Genomic DNA, 15413 nt, shown 5'->3' with positions numbered 1-15413 from the left:
ATCAATTTTAAAGGCTATCAATATTCTAATAATTAATTAATTTTTTGTGAGTAGTTTAAAAGCAGAAAGTTGTAGTAGTGTAACATTAGATACAATTTTTCATTTTTATTAATCCTAGATTTGTTTTTCAAACAACTATTTATGAAGAAAATTTATTTTTTATTAACACTTTTTTTATTAGCATGTGTGCATACATTTGCACAAGACCAGTTTACAGTTCAAATAGAACCTTTAATCCTTACTAATGCACCAAATGTACATTCATTTTCATGGGGAAAAACGACTGATGGGAAATGGATAATTATTGGTGGAAGAACTGAGGGGTTACATCAAAGACAGCCTTTCGCTGCTTTTCAAGAAAATAATAATAATAAAAGTGTTTATGTTATAGATCCTGCAGCTAATCAAACTTGGAGTACAACCATTAGTGTTTTGCAAGCAGCAATGTTTGAACAGTTGCAATCTACAAATCAAGAATTTATACAAAGAGGAAATACACTTTACATTATTGGAGGTTATGGTTATAGTACTATGCAAAACGACCATATTACTTATGGTAAATTAACAGCAATAGATATTGATGGATTAGCTAATGCAGTAATAAATAATACAAGTATAGTTTCCTTTTTTAGACAAATTACAAATACAAATCTTGCGGTTACTGGTGGACATGTAGGTTTATTAAATAATGTGTTTTATTTATGCGGAGGGCAATATTTTGAAGGAAGATACAATCCGATGGGACCAGATAATGGGCCTGGTTTTATTCAGAATTATACCGAAGAAATTAGAACTTTTGAAATAAGTGATGATGGTACAAATCTTTCAATAGTAAATTATTCAGCACAAAACGATACCGATAATTTACATAGAAGAGATTATAATATGTCACCACAAATTTTTCCTGATGGAAGTAGCGGTTTTACTATGTTTAGTGGTGTTTTTCAGCATATAGAAAATTTACCTTGGCTAAATACTGTAGATGTAAATACTTCTGGATATACAGTTAATAATTCGTTTAATCAATATTTAAGTCAGTATCATAGTGCTATAATCCCTGTTTATGATACTTCAAACAATATAATGCATACTTTGTTTTTTGGAGGTATGAGTCAATACAAATTAGATGAAAATGATAATTTAATACAAGATGATAACGTACCATTTGTAAAAACCATTAGTAAAGTTTCAAGATTTAGTGATGGATCCATGGAAGAAAGTAGTTTGGGTATTGAAATGCCAACATTTTTAGGTGCTGGAGCAGAGTTTATTCCATTAAATAATAACACCAATTATTTAACTAATGAAATAGTAGATATCAATAATTTACAAGAAGATACTACGCTTGTTGGGTATATTTTTGGAGGTATAGAAAGTACTCAAGAAAATATTTTTTTTATCAATGATGGTACACAGAGTAGTGCAAGTAACTTGGCTTTTAAAGTATTTATTAATAAATCTTCTTTAAGTGTGGATGAAGTTGCGCTTAATTCAAATAATATCTATAATTTAAAAGTATATCCAAACCCATCTAAGGGGATTTTTTCTGTTGAAGTATTTATTCCAAATACTGAAAAATCCACAATAGAAGTATATGATCTTTTAGGCAAGAAAATTAAATCTGTAATAATAGAGAAATCTATTGGGTTAAAAACGATTGCTTTAGACTTAACAAAAATGGATTCTGGCGAGTATATTTTGTTGTTTAAAAATAATGTAAATATTATAGATAAAGAAATAATCAAACTTTAAATATTTTTTTCATATGTGTAACAAAAGTTACTGTACACGTCCTTTAAAAACACAATCTTTACTTTATAATTAAGGTTTTTTATCCCTCAGATAATCAAACGGATAAATGTTTTTTGTGACCTTATTTTTAAATTAAATTCATAATACTAAATCATTTAAAATGTCTAAAATCGTCATTTTAGGAGCCGGAATTGCTGGCCACGTTGCAGCAACGCATTTGCGTAGAAAACTGCCCAAAAAACACGAAGTTGTTGTGGTGTCGCCTAACAGTAATTATCAATGGGTTCCGTCTAACATCTGGGTTGGAATTGGAAGAATGAAATCGGAGAAAATCTATTTCCCATTAGCTCCTCTATATAAAAAGAAAGGTATTGGCTATAAGCAAGCCAAAGCGATTTCGTTTTACCCGGAAGGAGATAAAATCGAAGATAAACCGTATGTTTTATCTGAATATGTAGTAGGAGAGAACAAAGGACAACAAGAAAAAATAACGTACGATTATTTAATTAATGCTACTGGTCCGAAATTAAATTTTGAAGCGACTGAAGGTTTAATTCCTGGTAAAAACAAAGCATATTCTGTTTGTACCTATACGCATGCAGATCATGCATGGGAAGGTTTAAATGCGCTAATTCAAGAAATGAAAGCTGGTAAAAAAGCTAAAATATTAATAGGAACTGGTCATGCAAAATCAACCTGTCAAGGTGCGGCTTTTGAGTATATATTAAATGTAGAACAGGAATTACGTAGACATAATGTGCGTGATATGGCAGAAGTTACATGGATTTCTAACGAATACCAATTAGGGGATTTCGGAATGGATGGTATGTTGTTAAGCTACGGAAGTATGACTATGAAATCTCATGAAATGGTCGAAATGGTTTTTGAAGATAGAGACATTAAATGGATACTTGGCGCAGGAGTTAATAAAGTGGAAGATGGAATAGCGCATTATGAAAATTTAGAAGGAGAATATAAAACGGAAGCATATGATTTTGCGATGCTAATTCCTTCGTTTTCTGGTCATGGTTTTAAAGCCTATGATAAAAATGAAAACGATATTACAGAGAAACTGTTTAAAGGATTTATGCTTGTCGACGCAGATTATACGCCAAAACCTTATGAAGAATGGTCGGTTAAAGATTGGCCAGAAACGTATCAAAATCCGAGTTATAAAAACATTTTTGCTCCCGGAATTGCATTTGCACCACCACATGCTATTTCTAAACCAAGAACTAGTAAAAATGGCACAGTGATTTCACCAGCACCACCAAGAACAGGAATGCCATCTGGTATTACCGCAAAATTAGTCGCTGACAATATTATCGATTCCATAAAAGGTGGAAAAGAATCTTTAAAACACAAAGGATCTATGGGTAATATGGGAGCCGCTTGTATTGCTTCTGCTGGTTACGGAATGACATCAGGAAGTGGTGTAAGTATTACAACGTATCCAATTGTTCCAGATTATGAAAAATATCCAAAAACACAAGGTAGACAATTAGGGAAGACCTTTGGCGAAATAGGTTTAGCAGGACATTGGCTAAAATTAGCATTGCATTATGCCTTTATTTATAAAGCTAAAATGAAACCATTTTGGTGGTTGATTCCGGAATAGGAATCCAACTAAAACAAGTTGATTCCGGAATAGGAATCCAACTAAAACAAGTTGATTCCGGAATAGGAATCCAACTAAAACAAGTTGATTCCAGAATGTTGATTCCAGAATAGGAATCCAACTAAAAAAAGGTTTTCTTAAAAATAAGGTTAGGGTAACTTATTGATTTAGAGTAATCATATCTGAGTAATGTCCCCTCGAGGGGACTTTAGGGGTGTTTTTTTAATCGTTTAATAAATGCTTTAAATAGGACACGTTCAATAGAACCATTAAAAAATAAAATATCATGACACAGAGAATATCAAAATATCAAAGATTTAAAATGATGAATCCTGTTATTCAGTTTTTCAAGTTTATTTATTTAAGTATAAAAATAATGCTTGTGGTTGCTGGCGGACATGGAGGTACGCGAAAGGTTAACTGATGCAGTAGTTTCGTTGTTTTATAAAGATGCAGATGTTATCATATGTACTCCCATAGCAATCATCTTGGTCTTAATATTTTCAAATGCTTCTATATCTAGTGCTTTTGAAGCATCTTCAATAAAAAAGCATTCAAACCCTTCTTTGATGGCGTCACAAATAGAAAAGTAAACACAAATATCGGAAGCAAGACCACAAAAATAGAGTTGCGATGCTCCTTTTTCTTTTAAATAACCGGTTAATCCAGTTGGTTTTAAATGGTTATTATCATAAAAGGCACTATAACTATCGATGTTTTTATCGGTTCCTTTTCTAAAAATAGCTTCGTATTTTGTAGTGTTTAATTCGGGATGCAATTTTGCACCTTTGCTACCTTGTATGCAATGTTCTGGCCATAAGGTTTGCATTTTTCCTCGCCATTCTATCTTCTCAAAATCCGATTTCCCATCATGATTTATAGCAAAACTGGAATGCGCTTTTGGGTGCCAATCTTGCGTAGCTACTATCAAATCAAATGTATCTTGTATACTATTTATTACAGGAACAATTTTATTACCGTTGGGTACCGCAAGGGATCCACCAGGCATAAAATCATTTTGTGCATCAATGACTAGAAGTGTTTTCATATTTAGCTTTTATGTTGGTTAATTAGATCATTTCGTTCGCTTTTAAGCTGACTGCTAAGTCCTATTTTATAGATATGCGGATTTTGAAAACGTTTATATTCATTTGGAAGTTTTTCTAAACGGGATTGTGAATATTTTGAAATTTCCGTAACTGTTCTAGCAGGTACGACACGTTTACCATGTTCCATGACTAATTCTAATAGAGGTTCTTTTTTTAGCAGGGTAATATCTATTTGTTTCGTAATATCAAAAGGGTGTTCCATTTTGTTAATCTCACCTTCAGAATATATAGCCACCGCATCTGCACCATAAAACATACCATCGGCATCTATCATTCGATACACTTGCTTTTTAAAAGGTAGTGATACTTTTATAATATTTTCCGAGAGTTTAATTCTTGGAGCCCCATTATATTCGGATAATTTATAGACACCATCTAGAGCTGCATCCGGTCTTCCGGTAACTAGGTTAGTCCCTACACCAAATACATCAATTGGTGCGTTTTGTTCTTTTAAACTTTTGATAACAAATTCATCTAACTGATTGGAAACTACAATTTTCACATAACCCAAGTCGGCAGCATCTAAAATGGCTCTCGCTTTTTTGGATAAATACGCTAAATCACCACTATCCAAACGTATTCCAAACAATTTATCTCCTCTTTCTTCCATTTCTTTTGCGACTATAATAGCATTTGGAAGCCCTAGTTTTAAAGTATTGTACGTGTCTATTAACAGCACACAGTTTTTAGGTCGTACTTGTGCAAAATCGCGAAAAGCCTCTAATTCATTATCATAACTCTGTATAAAAGAATGTGCCATTGTTCCTGTAGATGGAATATTGTAATCTTCTGCTGCTTTCACATTACTAGTACTATCAAAACCGCCAATTGCAGCAGCTCTAGACGCATAATAGCCTCCAGTAGCATGTGCGCGACGTAATCCCATATCTAATAATATAGCATCTTTAGCACTGTATCGTATTCTGCTTGCCTTGGTTGCGATTAAGGTTTGAAAATTAAGAATATTAAGTAAAAGTGTTTCTATGATTTGTGCTTCTATAATATTGGCTTCTACTTGTAAAATAGGACGGTTAGGAAAAACAATATCACCTTCTTTACTAGAGCGAATACTGCCTTTAAAGCTGAAATTTTTCAAGTACTCTAAAAACTCATTTTCAAAACCCTTTTGCTTTAAGTAAGAGATATCAGAATCGGAGAATTTAAGCGACTCCAGAATATCTAAAACATCTTCTAAACCTGCAAATATGGCATAGCCATTATCAAAAGGATTACGACGATAATAATAATCAAAGACAGCGTTACCATTTGGTTTGGTAACAAAGTAGACTTGCGCCATGGTAATTTGATATAGATCGGTATAAGCAGCAGTAATGTCCATAAATGTATAAGTTTAGTTTACAAGATATTCAAAATTTGAAAGACTTCTCATTCCAAATTTGAAAGAGGTTATTAGTTAATAGTTTCGTTGCAATTAATTCCCTTTTAATCGTTGCCATAATTCGGTTAGCAGTTTTTTGCCTTCCCGATTATTTTTAGGTTCTTCTGTAAATACAACCTTTCCAGAAGCATCTACATCTAGTCTGTATTTAAAAACAAAGTTGTCGGATTTTGGTGTTAAACTTAACAAGCCAAACCGTAAATCATTAAAAAAAAGTGTATCGTCTTTTTTATTGATGGTATACCAGCCTTCGGTAATAGTAATCATACGTTTTACGCTTTCATCTTCAACTAGATTTCCTAATAATTCATGATGTTTAGGGTAGCTTTCAAAAGTAATTGGTTGCGAATCAAAAAACGAATAATTTCCAAGTAAATATGCATCTTCGGTTTGCACATTGGCACTCCAAAGTATGGTGTTTAAAGGAGAAGGTCTCGTGTCCATATCTGAATACGCTATGTTTTGGGTAGCTAAAGCAGATTCAAATTTCGTATAGGAAATCCATTTTAAAACTAAGGTTAAAGCCAAATAAGATGTGCTTACTATCAATCCCATTTTGTTATAAAAACGTCGTTTTTCAGAAGTGCGTTTTTGTCGCATTGCCAAAATTAAAAACACTAAGAAAGGTAGGGTGTATAATGGATCAATTACAAATATGCTTTTAAAAGCTAATCGTAAATCCAAAGGCCAAAACAATTGTGTTCCCCAAGTAGTATGTGCATCTAGAATAGGATGGGTTACAAATGCCCAAAAGAATAACCAAGACCAATTTTTGAAATTTTTATAAGTCTCATATCGGGAAACAATCCAACCAAATAGGGGAGCGAAAAGTACCGAAAACACAATAGAGTGTGTAAATCCGCGATGTATAGCAAGAGCAGAAACGGTGTCTGTAAAATAAGAAGCAAACACATCGAAATCTGGAATAGTTCCTGCAATAGCACCATAAAGCATGGCTTTGTTTCCAACTTTTTTACCTAAAACAGCTTCTCCTACAGCTGCTCCTAATACTATTTGTGTTAATGAATCCATATAACAAACAAAAGTAAGGGATACCAATATATTTATACCAATACTTTGTTTTTAAGTTGCTTTTTAGCTTGTTTAATAAAAGGTGTTTATCATCCTGTTTTTCTTTGGCTTTTTAGAAACTATGTAATAGTCAGTATTTTATATGATAATTATCAGTGTGTATACTTTTTGTTTATTTTAATTTAGAACAATTAAAAATGTCTTAATTCAAATTGCTTTTCTTAAGTAACCTATGTTACTGACAAAAGTATATTCCTGAACTATTTTTGTACTGTAAACTAATAATTAATGAAAAACTATATTTATATATCAATATTGCTTTTAGGATTAACACTTTCAGTGCAAGCACAAGAAGTCGTACCTATTGCAAAAACGGAAGTTTTGACTAAAGTATCGGAGGATAACACGAGTATTAAAATTTCGGAAGAAGATTTTAATATTGCCAAAGCCGATTACCGACAAACAAACGCCGTGTTTTTACCAAACATTTCAGCTAGTCATACAGGGATTGCAACTACAAATCCGTTAATGGCTTTTGGTTCTAAATTGAATCAAGAAATACTAACTCAAAATGATTTTAGTCCAGCATTATTAAACAATCCTTCTCAGATTGAAAACTACGCAACAAAATTCGAAATTCAGCAGCCATTAATTAATGTCGATGGCATCTATCAGCGTAAAGCGGCCAAATCCAAAATGGAAGCGATGTCTTTAAAGACAGAGCGTACACAGGATTATTTAGTGTTTGAGGTAGACAAGGCATACATGCAATTACAATTAGCATATAAGGCCGTTGCCGTTTTAGAAAAAGCGTTAGTTGCTGCAAATGCCAATAAAAAATTAGCAGACGATAGCTTTAAACAAGGCTATTTGCAACGTGCAGATGTATTGAATGTAGAAGTACGCGTTACCGAAGTTCAAAACCAATTACAAACTGCTAAGAGTAATGTGCAAAATGCATCCAATTATTTGTCTTTTTTAATGAGTGATGAAAACTATGTGGTGTACATACCAACAGATGAATTGGTGATTACAACCTTTGCTTTGGAAGATAAAAAGATTTCCGAAAACCGTTCGGATATTAAAGCGATGCAATTAGCTTCGAGTGCATACGAAGCGATGAATAAAGCAGATAAAATGGCGTTTTTACCAAGATTGAATGCTTTTGGAAGTTACGAGTTGTATGATGATCAAATTTTTCAAGGCGATGCAAATGGTTATTTATTTGGAGCACAATTAAGTTGGGATATTTTTCAAGGTTCCAAACGTTTTGGCAAAGCACAAAAAAGTAAATCCGAATTCGAAAAATCGAAATTAGAATACAAACAATATGTATCACAAAGTAATTTAGAATTAAACAAAGCGAAACGTGCTTTTACTGATGCCGAGAATAAGCTAGAATTAACAACTTTAGCATTAGAACAATCGGAAGAATCTTTACGAATTCGAACAAATAGATTCAAGGAAGGTTTAGAAAAAACTTCTGATTTATTACTAGCCGAAACGCAATATGCACAAAAGCAATTGGAATATTACCAAACCATTTTTGAATACAATTACGCACAAGCATATGTACAATTTTTAACTAAAGAATAAAAATAGTTTGCAGTATTCAGTCTCAGTTTTCAGTAAGTAAATAACTAACGTAAAAATAATTATCCTTCAAGGTTTTAAAAATCTTTTAGGTATTAAAATAAAAACTAATAAAATGAAAAAACACTTATACCTATTAACAATATCCACAGCATTATTATTCTTAATTAGTTGTGGTAGCGAAGACAAAAAGCCAGTTGTAGATAATTCGCCAGCAATTAGCGTGAAAACGAGCCAAGTAACAACTAATGGAAGTAGTCCTTTTTTGTCTGTAAGCGGAAAAATACAAGCCACGAATAGTGCCGATTTAAGCACTAGAATGATGGGTTATGTAAATAAAGTACACGTTAACGTTGGAGATAAAGTGCGTAAAGGTCAATTATTAATATCGATTAATAATAGCGATTTACAAGCCAAAAGAGCACAAGTAAATGCAGGAATAACAGAAGCTAATGCTGCTTTAAAAAATGCGCAAAAAGATTACAATCGTTTTAAAAATCTGTTCGCAGATAATAGCGCATCGCAAAAAGAAATGGATGATATGACTGCTAATTATGAAATGGCAAAAGCTAGAGTAGAAGCAGCCAATCAAATGAAAAACGAAATCAACGCTCAATTTGCATATAGTAATATAACTGCACCTTTTAGCGGAACGGTGACTAGTAAAAATGTGGAAGCTGGTAATATGGCTAATCCTGGAGTATCATTAATAAGTATAGAAACGCCTGGAAATTTTGAAGTGATGGCAATGGTTCCTGAAACGGAAATTTCTGCTATTAACAAAGGAACTGCAGTGGATGTATTGGTGAAATCGATTAATAAAACCATAAAAGGAAAAGTAGCAGAAGTAAGTACATCTGCTAAAAATACTGGCGGACAATATTTAGTAAAAATAGATTTAGATAAAACAGATGCCAATATTTTATCAGGCATGTTTACCACGGTGCAATTTCCTGTGGAAAGAAAAGCAACGTCATCTATGGTTTTAATTCCTACCGAGGCTATTGTAACCAACGGACAATTATCTGGAGTGTATACTGTAAGTCAGAGTAATACAGCATTATTACGTTGGTTGCGCTTAGGTCGAACTTTTGGTAATCAAGTAGAAGTATTGTCTGGTTTAAATGCAGACGAGGCTTACATTGTTTCGGCTGAAGGCAAACTGTTTAATGGAGCGAAAATCACCATTCAATAACTAATAAGTTGCGTTAAGGATAGCAGTGGAAATCCTTTTTTTGCTACCATATATGGTAAAAAAAGATTGTAACGCATAGCCTGTTAAAACGCCCAAAAAAATATAAGTTTTCCACTTTCGTGGGAATGAAAAAAAAGTAATAATTATGAAAGAAGGAATCGCAGGTAAAATTGCCAAAGTCTTTATGCAATCGAAGCTTACAGTGCTTTTAATGATTGTATTTATGGTGGTTGGTGTGTACAGTTCGTTTTTAATTCCGCGTGAAGAAGAACCACAAATTGATGTGCCATTGGCAGACATTTTTGTGGGATATCCTGGAGCAAGTCCTACGGAAGTAGAGTCGCGTGTGATTAAGCCTTTAGAGCAATTAATATCGAATATTAAAGGGGTAGAATATGTGTATTCTACGTCGATGAAAGAGCAAGGAATGGTCATTGTACAGTTTTATGTTGGCGAAGATATTGAACGCTCTTTTGTGAAATTATACAACGAAATTAATAAGCACATGGATCAAATGCCTGCTGGTGTTACGTTTCCATTGGTGAAAACACGTGCTATTGATGATGTGCCAATGTTGGGTTTAACGTTGTGGAGTGAAAATTACGACGATTACCAGTTAAATCAAATGGGGCAAGAGTTGGAAGCTGAAATTAAAAAGATTAACGACGTCGCTGTTACGCATAAAATTGGTGGTAGAGATCGTCAATTACGGGTGGTTCTAGACAAAGATAAGTTGGCTGCAAGCGGATTGGATTTCTTATCGGTTTCAGAAATGATTAAAGCGAATAACAGCCAATTAAGTGCTGGTAGTTTTGATAAAAATGATACCGAATTTTTAGTAAATACAGGAGCTTTTTTAGCTTCGGTTACAGATGTTGAAAATTTAGTAGTTGGTGTGCAACAAAATCAGCCCATATATTTAAAACAAGTCGCTAAAATTATTGATGGACCAGAAGTACCACAAAATTATGTGAGTTTAGGTTACGGAAAAGGAAGTGTGAAATCGGCAGATTATAAATCGGAATATCCTGCAGTAACTATTTCAGTAGCAAAAAGAAAAGGAGCAGATGCGATGAAAATTGCAGAAGTTATTATTGATAAAGTGGATCATTTACGTACTACTTTAATTCCGGATGATGTACATGTGGAAGTGACTAGAAATTATGGGGAAACAGCATCGCATAAAGTATCCGAATTACTTTGGCACCTTATTGGTTCTATCTTTGCTGTAACCCTTGTGGTGATGCTAGCAATGGGATGGCGAGGCGGATTGGTCGTGTTTTTATCCGTTCCAATTACGTTTGCTTTGACCTTATTGAGTTACTATATGATGGATTATACACTAAACCGTATTACTTTATTTGCTTTAGTATTTGTAACCGGAATTGTGGTGGATGACTCGATTATTATTGCCGAAAATATGCACAGGCATTTCAAGATGAAACGCTTGCCATTTAAGCAAGCCGCTTTGTATGCGATAAATGAAGTTGGGAATCCAACCATTTTAGCAACATTTACGGTAATAGCGTCTGTTTTACCTATGGCTTTTGTTTCCGGATTAATGGGTCCGTATATGGCGCCAATGCCAATTGGTGCATCGATAGCTATGATATTATCCTTGTTTGTAGCATTAACGATCACGCCATATTTAGGCTATATTTTCTTAAGAGAAAAAGATAAAAAAGGAGCAGAAGAGAAACCAGAAAAAGCGGTTGAAGACACGCTTATTTATAGAATTTATAATAGGTTTGAGCGTCCGTTATTAGAAAGTAAAGCAAAACGTTGGTTGTTTTTAGGAGGAACATTTTTGGTGTTAATGGCAACGATGGTATTATTTTTTACTAAATCGGTTGCAGTAAAAATGTTGCCTTTTGATAATAAAAATGAATTTCAAGTAGTGATCGATATGCCAGAAGGTACCACCTTAGAGCGAACAGGAGTTGTAGCACAAGAAGTATCGCAATACCTATCTACGCGACCAGAAGTAGTGAATTATCAAAATTATGTAGGTACTTCAGCTCCAATTACTTTCAACGGTTTGGTACGTCATTACGATTTACGTGGCGGATCAAATATGGCAGATATTCAAGTGAATTTAATTGATAAAGAAGAACGTACCGCGCAAAGTCATGATATTGCTAAGTTAATGCGTCCAGACATTCAGAAGATTGCAGCGAAGTATAACGCAAATATTAAATTGGTAGAAGTGCCACCAGGACCACCAGTTATGTCCACTATTGTTGCAGAAGTGTATGGACCAGATTATAATGAGCAGATTAGAATAGCCAATAGCGTTCAGGATATATTAAAAAACACGGCGGATGTGGTAGATATTGATTGGATGGTGGAAGCAGATCAAACCGAATATCAATTCGATATTAATAAAGAAAAAGCAATGTTGTATGGTGTAGCACCACAGCAAATTGCATATACCATGAATATGGCATTGTCTAATAGAGCGATTACAACGTTATATGATGAAAATGCGGTGAACCAAGTTGGTTTGGTATTGGCTTTAGATGAAAAGGAAAAATCGACCATAAGTGATATTTCACAATTAAAGGTGAAATCGAAACAAGGTAATATGGTGCCTATTGCAGATTTGGTAACCATTACGGAAACGACTGCAGCAAAAAGCATTTACCGTAAAAACCAAAAACGCGTGGTGTATGTGATGGCAGATATGGCAGGAGAATTAGAAAGTCCGGCGTATGCTATTCTTGGAATGGAAGAAAAGTTGAAAGAAATTCCATTACCAAAAGGTTATGAATTAAACGAAATGTATTTAGGGCAACCTGATTTTGAAGATAATTATACGGTAAAATGGGATGGAGAATGGCAAATTACTTTAGAAGTTTTTAGAGACTTAGGAATTGCCTTTTTAGGAGCTATTATCTTAATATATATCTTAATTGTAGGTTGGTTTCAAAACTTTAAAGCACCAATTGTAATGATGGTTGCTATTCCTTTATCCTTAATCGGAATTATTCTGGGACACTGGATAATGGGCGCATTTTTTACAGCAACTTCTTTTATAGGTATGATTGCTTTAGCTGGAATTATGGTTAGAAATTCCGTATTACTTATTGACTTTATTAACCTAAGAACTACGGAAGGTGTACCACTAAAACAAGCTTGTATTGAAGCAGGAGCAGTACGTACAACGCCAATTCTATTAACAGCAGGAACGGTGGTTATTGGTGCATTCGTGATACTGTTTGATCCCATTTTTCAAGGATTAGCAATCTCGTTAATGGGAGGAACTATTGTGTCTACCGTGCTGACTTTATTGGTGGTTCCATTAGTTTACTATATGATAGAGAAAAAGAATTTTAAATAATAACTTGTCTAGTCGAACGCGGTCGAGATCTATATTTAGCGAATTAGTTGAAAAGAGTTTTCGAATGCGCTCGAACGGACAATAAATTGTAAACAAATGAAATTAGTAATTGTTACAGCGGTAGAAGAATTTGAAAAAGAGGTTTTAAAGCTTTTCAAAAAAGCAAATATTGAAAACTTTAGTAGTTCTGATATCGAAGGATACAAAAATGGATCCTCGTTATTAATGGCTTCAAATTGGTTTTCAGCAGAAAAAGGAGGGAATGAATCGAGTCTGTTTTTTTCTTTTACTGAAGACGAAAATATTGATGCTTTATTTCTTTTAATAAAAGAATTTAATTCAAATCTAGAAACTAAAACTCCTTTAAAAGCGGTAGTGGTTCCTATTGAGAAATTTATATAAATTTAAAAATTAATTAAAATGTTAAATACATATTTTAGAGTTATAGTAGGTGTAATGGTTTTGTTAAGCGTTGTGCTTTCTGTATATGTGAGTCCAAAATGGATGTGGTTTACCGTGTTTATTGGCGTGAATTTAATACAATCGGCTTTTACAAAATGGTGTTTGTTAGAAACAATATTAGTAAAGTTCGGTATTAAAAAAGAAGGAGCAAGTTGTAGTGTAAAATAAAACTCCATATTTTTATTAGATATAAGTTCTATAAATAGATTTTTAGCATGTACTTTTGCCGAAAATTTATTTATGGAATTTTTCTTACAACCTTGGCCTTGGTATCTTTCGGGCTTTTTAATAGCGTGCACCATGCTAATCCTATTGTTAATGGGGAAAAAATTTGGAATGTCCTCTAACTTAAAAACTTTTTGTGCTGCTTGTGGTGCAGGAAAAGTAAGTCCTTTTTTTCAATCCGATTGGAAATCTGATAAATGGAATTTATTGGTGGTAGTAGGAGCTATTCTAGGCGGTTTTGTCGCTTCTCATTATTTATCTAATGGGGAAATGCCTGCAATTAGTGAAGCTACAAAAGCATCTTTAGCAAGCATAAATATTTCTACTGAAAATCAATATATGCCTAGAGAGTTATTCTCTATTTCCGCTTTAAGCGATATAAAAACGATACTTATTTTAATAGTTGGAGGGGTACTCATTGGTTTTGGCGCTCGTTATGCTGGAGGTTGTACTTCTGGTCACGCTATTTCTGGTTTAAGTAATTTACAATTGCCTTCCTTAATTGCTGTTATTGGCTTTTTTATTGGCGGATTGGCTATGGTTCATTTATTATTCCCTCTAATATTTTAAAGATGAAAAGCATTTTATATATCCTTGTTGGTTTTTTCTTCGGAATAATTATGTACAAATCGGAAGCTGCTTCGTGGTTTCGTATTTACGAAATGTTTCAGTTTCAATCCTTCCACATGTATGGAATCATAGGAACGGCTTTAGCTTTCGGAATCGTATTTGTGCAAGTAATAAAACATTATAAAATAAAATCTATAGATGGTAATCCCATTGTGATCCTTCCTAAAGAAAAATCATTTTCGAGGTATATGATTGGTGGAATCATTTTTGGACTTGGTTGGGCTTTAGCTGGCGCATGTCCGGGACCCATTTTTGTGCTTGTCGGTGCTGGTTTTGTTCCAATACTCATTGTATTAGCCTCGGCAGTACTTGGTACTTTTCTTTATGGTGTATTAAAAGAGAAACTGCCGCATTAATTTTTTTATGGATTGTTGTAACATTTTATGATTCGGTGCGTCCTATAAGTATCAATCAATAAATCAATCATCATGAAAAGAGAAGACAAACAACTTTTAGTTATTACCCATTTAAGCCAATTAATTACATTAGTTACTGGTTTTGGTAGTTTAATTCTTCCGCTTATTCTTTGGGTTACTCAAAAAGAAAAAGTACAGCAAATGGATGTGCATGGTAAAAACATCATTAATTTTCAGTTGAGCTTAATTGTATATTGTATAATTTGCGTGCCATTAATTCTTTTATTCGGATTAGGACTTTTAGGTTTTATGGTTTTAGGAATTATATCTATAATCTTTCCTATTATAAATGCTATTAAAGCAAGTAATGGGGAAACACCAACCTATCCTTTATCTTTTAATTTTATTAATTAGGAATATGAAAAAGGAAAGCAAGTTCACAAAATATATTGGACTAGGAATCGCATTAGGTTCTTCTTTTGGAGTAACTACGGGAGCAGTTATAGGAAGTATAAAGAACGATGTTTCCACTTGGGTTAGTTACGGAATAATTATAGGAATGATTTTAGGTCTTATAATAGCCATTATTTACGGAAGCCTAATACTTGAAAAAACAAACATAGAAGAAAATAAAACATCATAATAAATACCTTTATCTTTTAATTTTATTAGTTAGTTAATTACTTAGATAAAGAAAAACGC

The 15413-nt window shown here is 33.4% G+C and carries 14 protein-coding genes; 11 read left to right on the top strand and 3 right to left on the bottom strand.

Going from position 1 to position 15413, the window contains the following annotated elements; genetic code table 11:
• Positions 1–141 precede the first annotated feature (141 nt).
• On the top strand, positions 142–1752 hold the full coding sequence (locus FG167_RS15800; RefSeq protein WP_203459176.1) for a T9SS type A sorting domain-containing protein: 1611 nt from the start codon (positions 142–144) through the stop codon (positions 1750–1752).
• Positions 1753–1912: 160 nt separating this feature from the next.
• Positions 1913–3370 (top strand): NAD(P)/FAD-dependent oxidoreductase, encoded by a 1458-nt coding sequence (locus FG167_RS15795; protein ID WP_203459175.1) that lies wholly within the window; start codon positions 1913–1915, stop codon positions 3368–3370.
• A gap of 442 nt (positions 3371–3812) precedes the next feature.
• Here the strand turns inward: FG167_RS15795 and pncA are convergent, their stop codons facing one another.
• The 3 genes from pncA to FG167_RS15780 form a co-directional block, all read right to left on the bottom strand.
• Positions 3813–4418 (bottom strand): bifunctional nicotinamidase/pyrazinamidase, encoded by a 606-nt coding sequence (gene pncA, locus FG167_RS15790; RefSeq protein ID WP_203459174.1) that lies wholly within the window; start codon positions 4416–4418, stop codon positions 3813–3815.
• A gap of 2 nt (positions 4419–4420) precedes the next feature.
• Entirely contained in the window at positions 4421–5818 is a 1398-nt protein-coding gene (locus FG167_RS15785) for a nicotinate phosphoribosyltransferase (protein WP_203459173.1), read from the bottom strand.
• Between the two features lie 93 nt (positions 5819–5911).
• Positions 5912–6910 carry a metal-dependent hydrolase gene (locus FG167_RS15780; RefSeq protein ID WP_203459172.1) on the bottom strand — a complete coding sequence of 333 codons (999 nt, stop codon included), beginning with the start codon at positions 6908–6910 and terminating at the stop codon, positions 5912–5914.
• 288 nt (positions 6911–7198) lie between these two features.
• On the opposite strand from FG167_RS15780, the gene FG167_RS15775 reads away from it, so the two are divergent.
• The 9 genes from FG167_RS15775 (at position 7199) to FG167_RS15735 (ending at position 15354) form a co-directional block, all read left to right on the top strand.
• Entirely contained in the window at positions 7199–8506 is a 1308-nt protein-coding gene (locus FG167_RS15775; protein WP_203459171.1) for a TolC family protein, read from the top strand.
• A 112-nt stretch (positions 8507–8618) separates the two neighbouring features.
• Positions 8619–9698: an efflux RND transporter periplasmic adaptor subunit gene (locus FG167_RS15770; protein ID WP_203459170.1), complete on the top strand. Its 1080-nt coding sequence runs from the start codon at positions 8619–8621 to the stop codon at positions 9696–9698.
• Between the two features lie 145 nt (positions 9699–9843).
• Positions 9844–13038, top strand: a complete 3195-nt coding sequence (locus FG167_RS15765; RefSeq protein ID WP_203459169.1) for an efflux RND transporter permease subunit — start codon at positions 9844–9846, stop codon at positions 13036–13038.
• Between the two features lie 96 nt (positions 13039–13134).
• Positions 13135–13440: a hypothetical protein gene (locus tag FG167_RS15760; protein ID WP_055443276.1), complete on the top strand. Its 306-nt coding sequence runs from the start codon at positions 13135–13137 to the stop codon at positions 13438–13440.
• A gap of 18 nt (positions 13441–13458) precedes the next feature.
• Positions 13459–13668, top strand: a complete 210-nt coding sequence (locus FG167_RS15755) for a DUF2892 domain-containing protein (protein WP_203459168.1) — start codon at positions 13459–13461, stop codon at positions 13666–13668.
• Positions 13669–13740: 72 nt separating this feature from the next.
• A complete protein-coding gene (locus FG167_RS15750) occupies positions 13741–14295 on the top strand; it encodes a YeeE/YedE family protein (RefSeq protein WP_203459167.1) in 555 nt (184 codons plus the stop codon).
• A gap of 2 nt (positions 14296–14297) precedes the next feature.
• The gene (locus FG167_RS15745) at positions 14298–14711 is read left to right on the top strand and encodes a DUF6691 family protein (RefSeq protein WP_055443273.1); all 414 of its coding nucleotides are present in this window, start codon (positions 14298–14300) and stop codon (positions 14709–14711) included.
• A 72-nt stretch (positions 14712–14783) separates the two neighbouring features.
• The gene (locus FG167_RS15740) at positions 14784–15125 is read left to right on the top strand and encodes a DUF4870 domain-containing protein (protein WP_203459166.1); all 342 of its coding nucleotides are present in this window, start codon (positions 14784–14786) and stop codon (positions 15123–15125) included.
• A 4-nt stretch (positions 15126–15129) separates the two neighbouring features.
• Positions 15130–15354: a hypothetical protein gene (locus FG167_RS15735; protein WP_203459165.1), complete on the top strand. Its 225-nt coding sequence runs from the start codon at positions 15130–15132 to the stop codon at positions 15352–15354.
• The last annotated feature ends 59 nt before the right edge of the window (positions 15355–15413 follow it).

This window comes from Lacinutrix sp. WUR7 (assembly GCF_016864015.1).
Lineage (GTDB): Bacteria > Bacteroidota > Bacteroidia > Flavobacteriales > Flavobacteriaceae > Oceanihabitans.
This window is presented reverse-complemented; position numbering and strand designations above follow the sequence as displayed.

What these genes read in the sequence shown, in the direction of transcription:
- FG167_RS15800 (WP_203459176.1), top strand. Translation starts at nt 142, where the DNA reads ATGAAGAAAATTTATTTTTTATTAACACTTTTTTTATTAGCATGTGTG.
- FG167_RS15795 (WP_203459175.1), top strand. Translation starts at nt 1,913, where the DNA reads ATGTCTAAAATCGTCATTTTAGGAGCCGGAATTGCTGGCCACGTTGCA.
- pncA (WP_203459174.1), bottom strand. Translation starts at nt 4,418, where the DNA reads ATGAAAACACTTCTAGTCATTGATGCACAAAATGATTTTATGCCTGGT.
- FG167_RS15785 (WP_203459173.1), bottom strand. Translation starts at nt 5,818, where the DNA reads ATGGACATTACTGCTGCTTATACCGATCTATATCAAATTACCATGGCG.
- FG167_RS15780 (WP_203459172.1), bottom strand. Translation starts at nt 6,910, where the DNA reads ATGGATTCATTAACACAAATAGTATTAGGAGCAGCTGTAGGAGAAGCT.
- FG167_RS15775 (WP_203459171.1), top strand. Translation starts at nt 7,199, where the DNA reads ATGAAAAACTATATTTATATATCAATATTGCTTTTAGGATTAACACTT.
- FG167_RS15770 (WP_203459170.1), top strand. Translation starts at nt 8,619, where the DNA reads ATGAAAAAACACTTATACCTATTAACAATATCCACAGCATTATTATTC.
- FG167_RS15765 (WP_203459169.1), top strand. Translation starts at nt 9,844, where the DNA reads ATGAAAGAAGGAATCGCAGGTAAAATTGCCAAAGTCTTTATGCAATCG.
- FG167_RS15760 (WP_055443276.1), top strand. Translation starts at nt 13,135, where the DNA reads ATGAAATTAGTAATTGTTACAGCGGTAGAAGAATTTGAAAAAGAGGTT.
- FG167_RS15755 (WP_203459168.1), top strand. Translation starts at nt 13,459, where the DNA reads ATGTTAAATACATATTTTAGAGTTATAGTAGGTGTAATGGTTTTGTTA.
- FG167_RS15750 (WP_203459167.1), top strand. Translation starts at nt 13,741, where the DNA reads ATGGAATTTTTCTTACAACCTTGGCCTTGGTATCTTTCGGGCTTTTTA.
- FG167_RS15745 (WP_055443273.1), top strand. Translation starts at nt 14,298, where the DNA reads ATGAAAAGCATTTTATATATCCTTGTTGGTTTTTTCTTCGGAATAATT.
- FG167_RS15740 (WP_203459166.1), top strand. Translation starts at nt 14,784, where the DNA reads ATGAAAAGAGAAGACAAACAACTTTTAGTTATTACCCATTTAAGCCAA.
- FG167_RS15735 (WP_203459165.1), top strand. Translation starts at nt 15,130, where the DNA reads ATGAAAAAGGAAAGCAAGTTCACAAAATATATTGGACTAGGAATCGCA.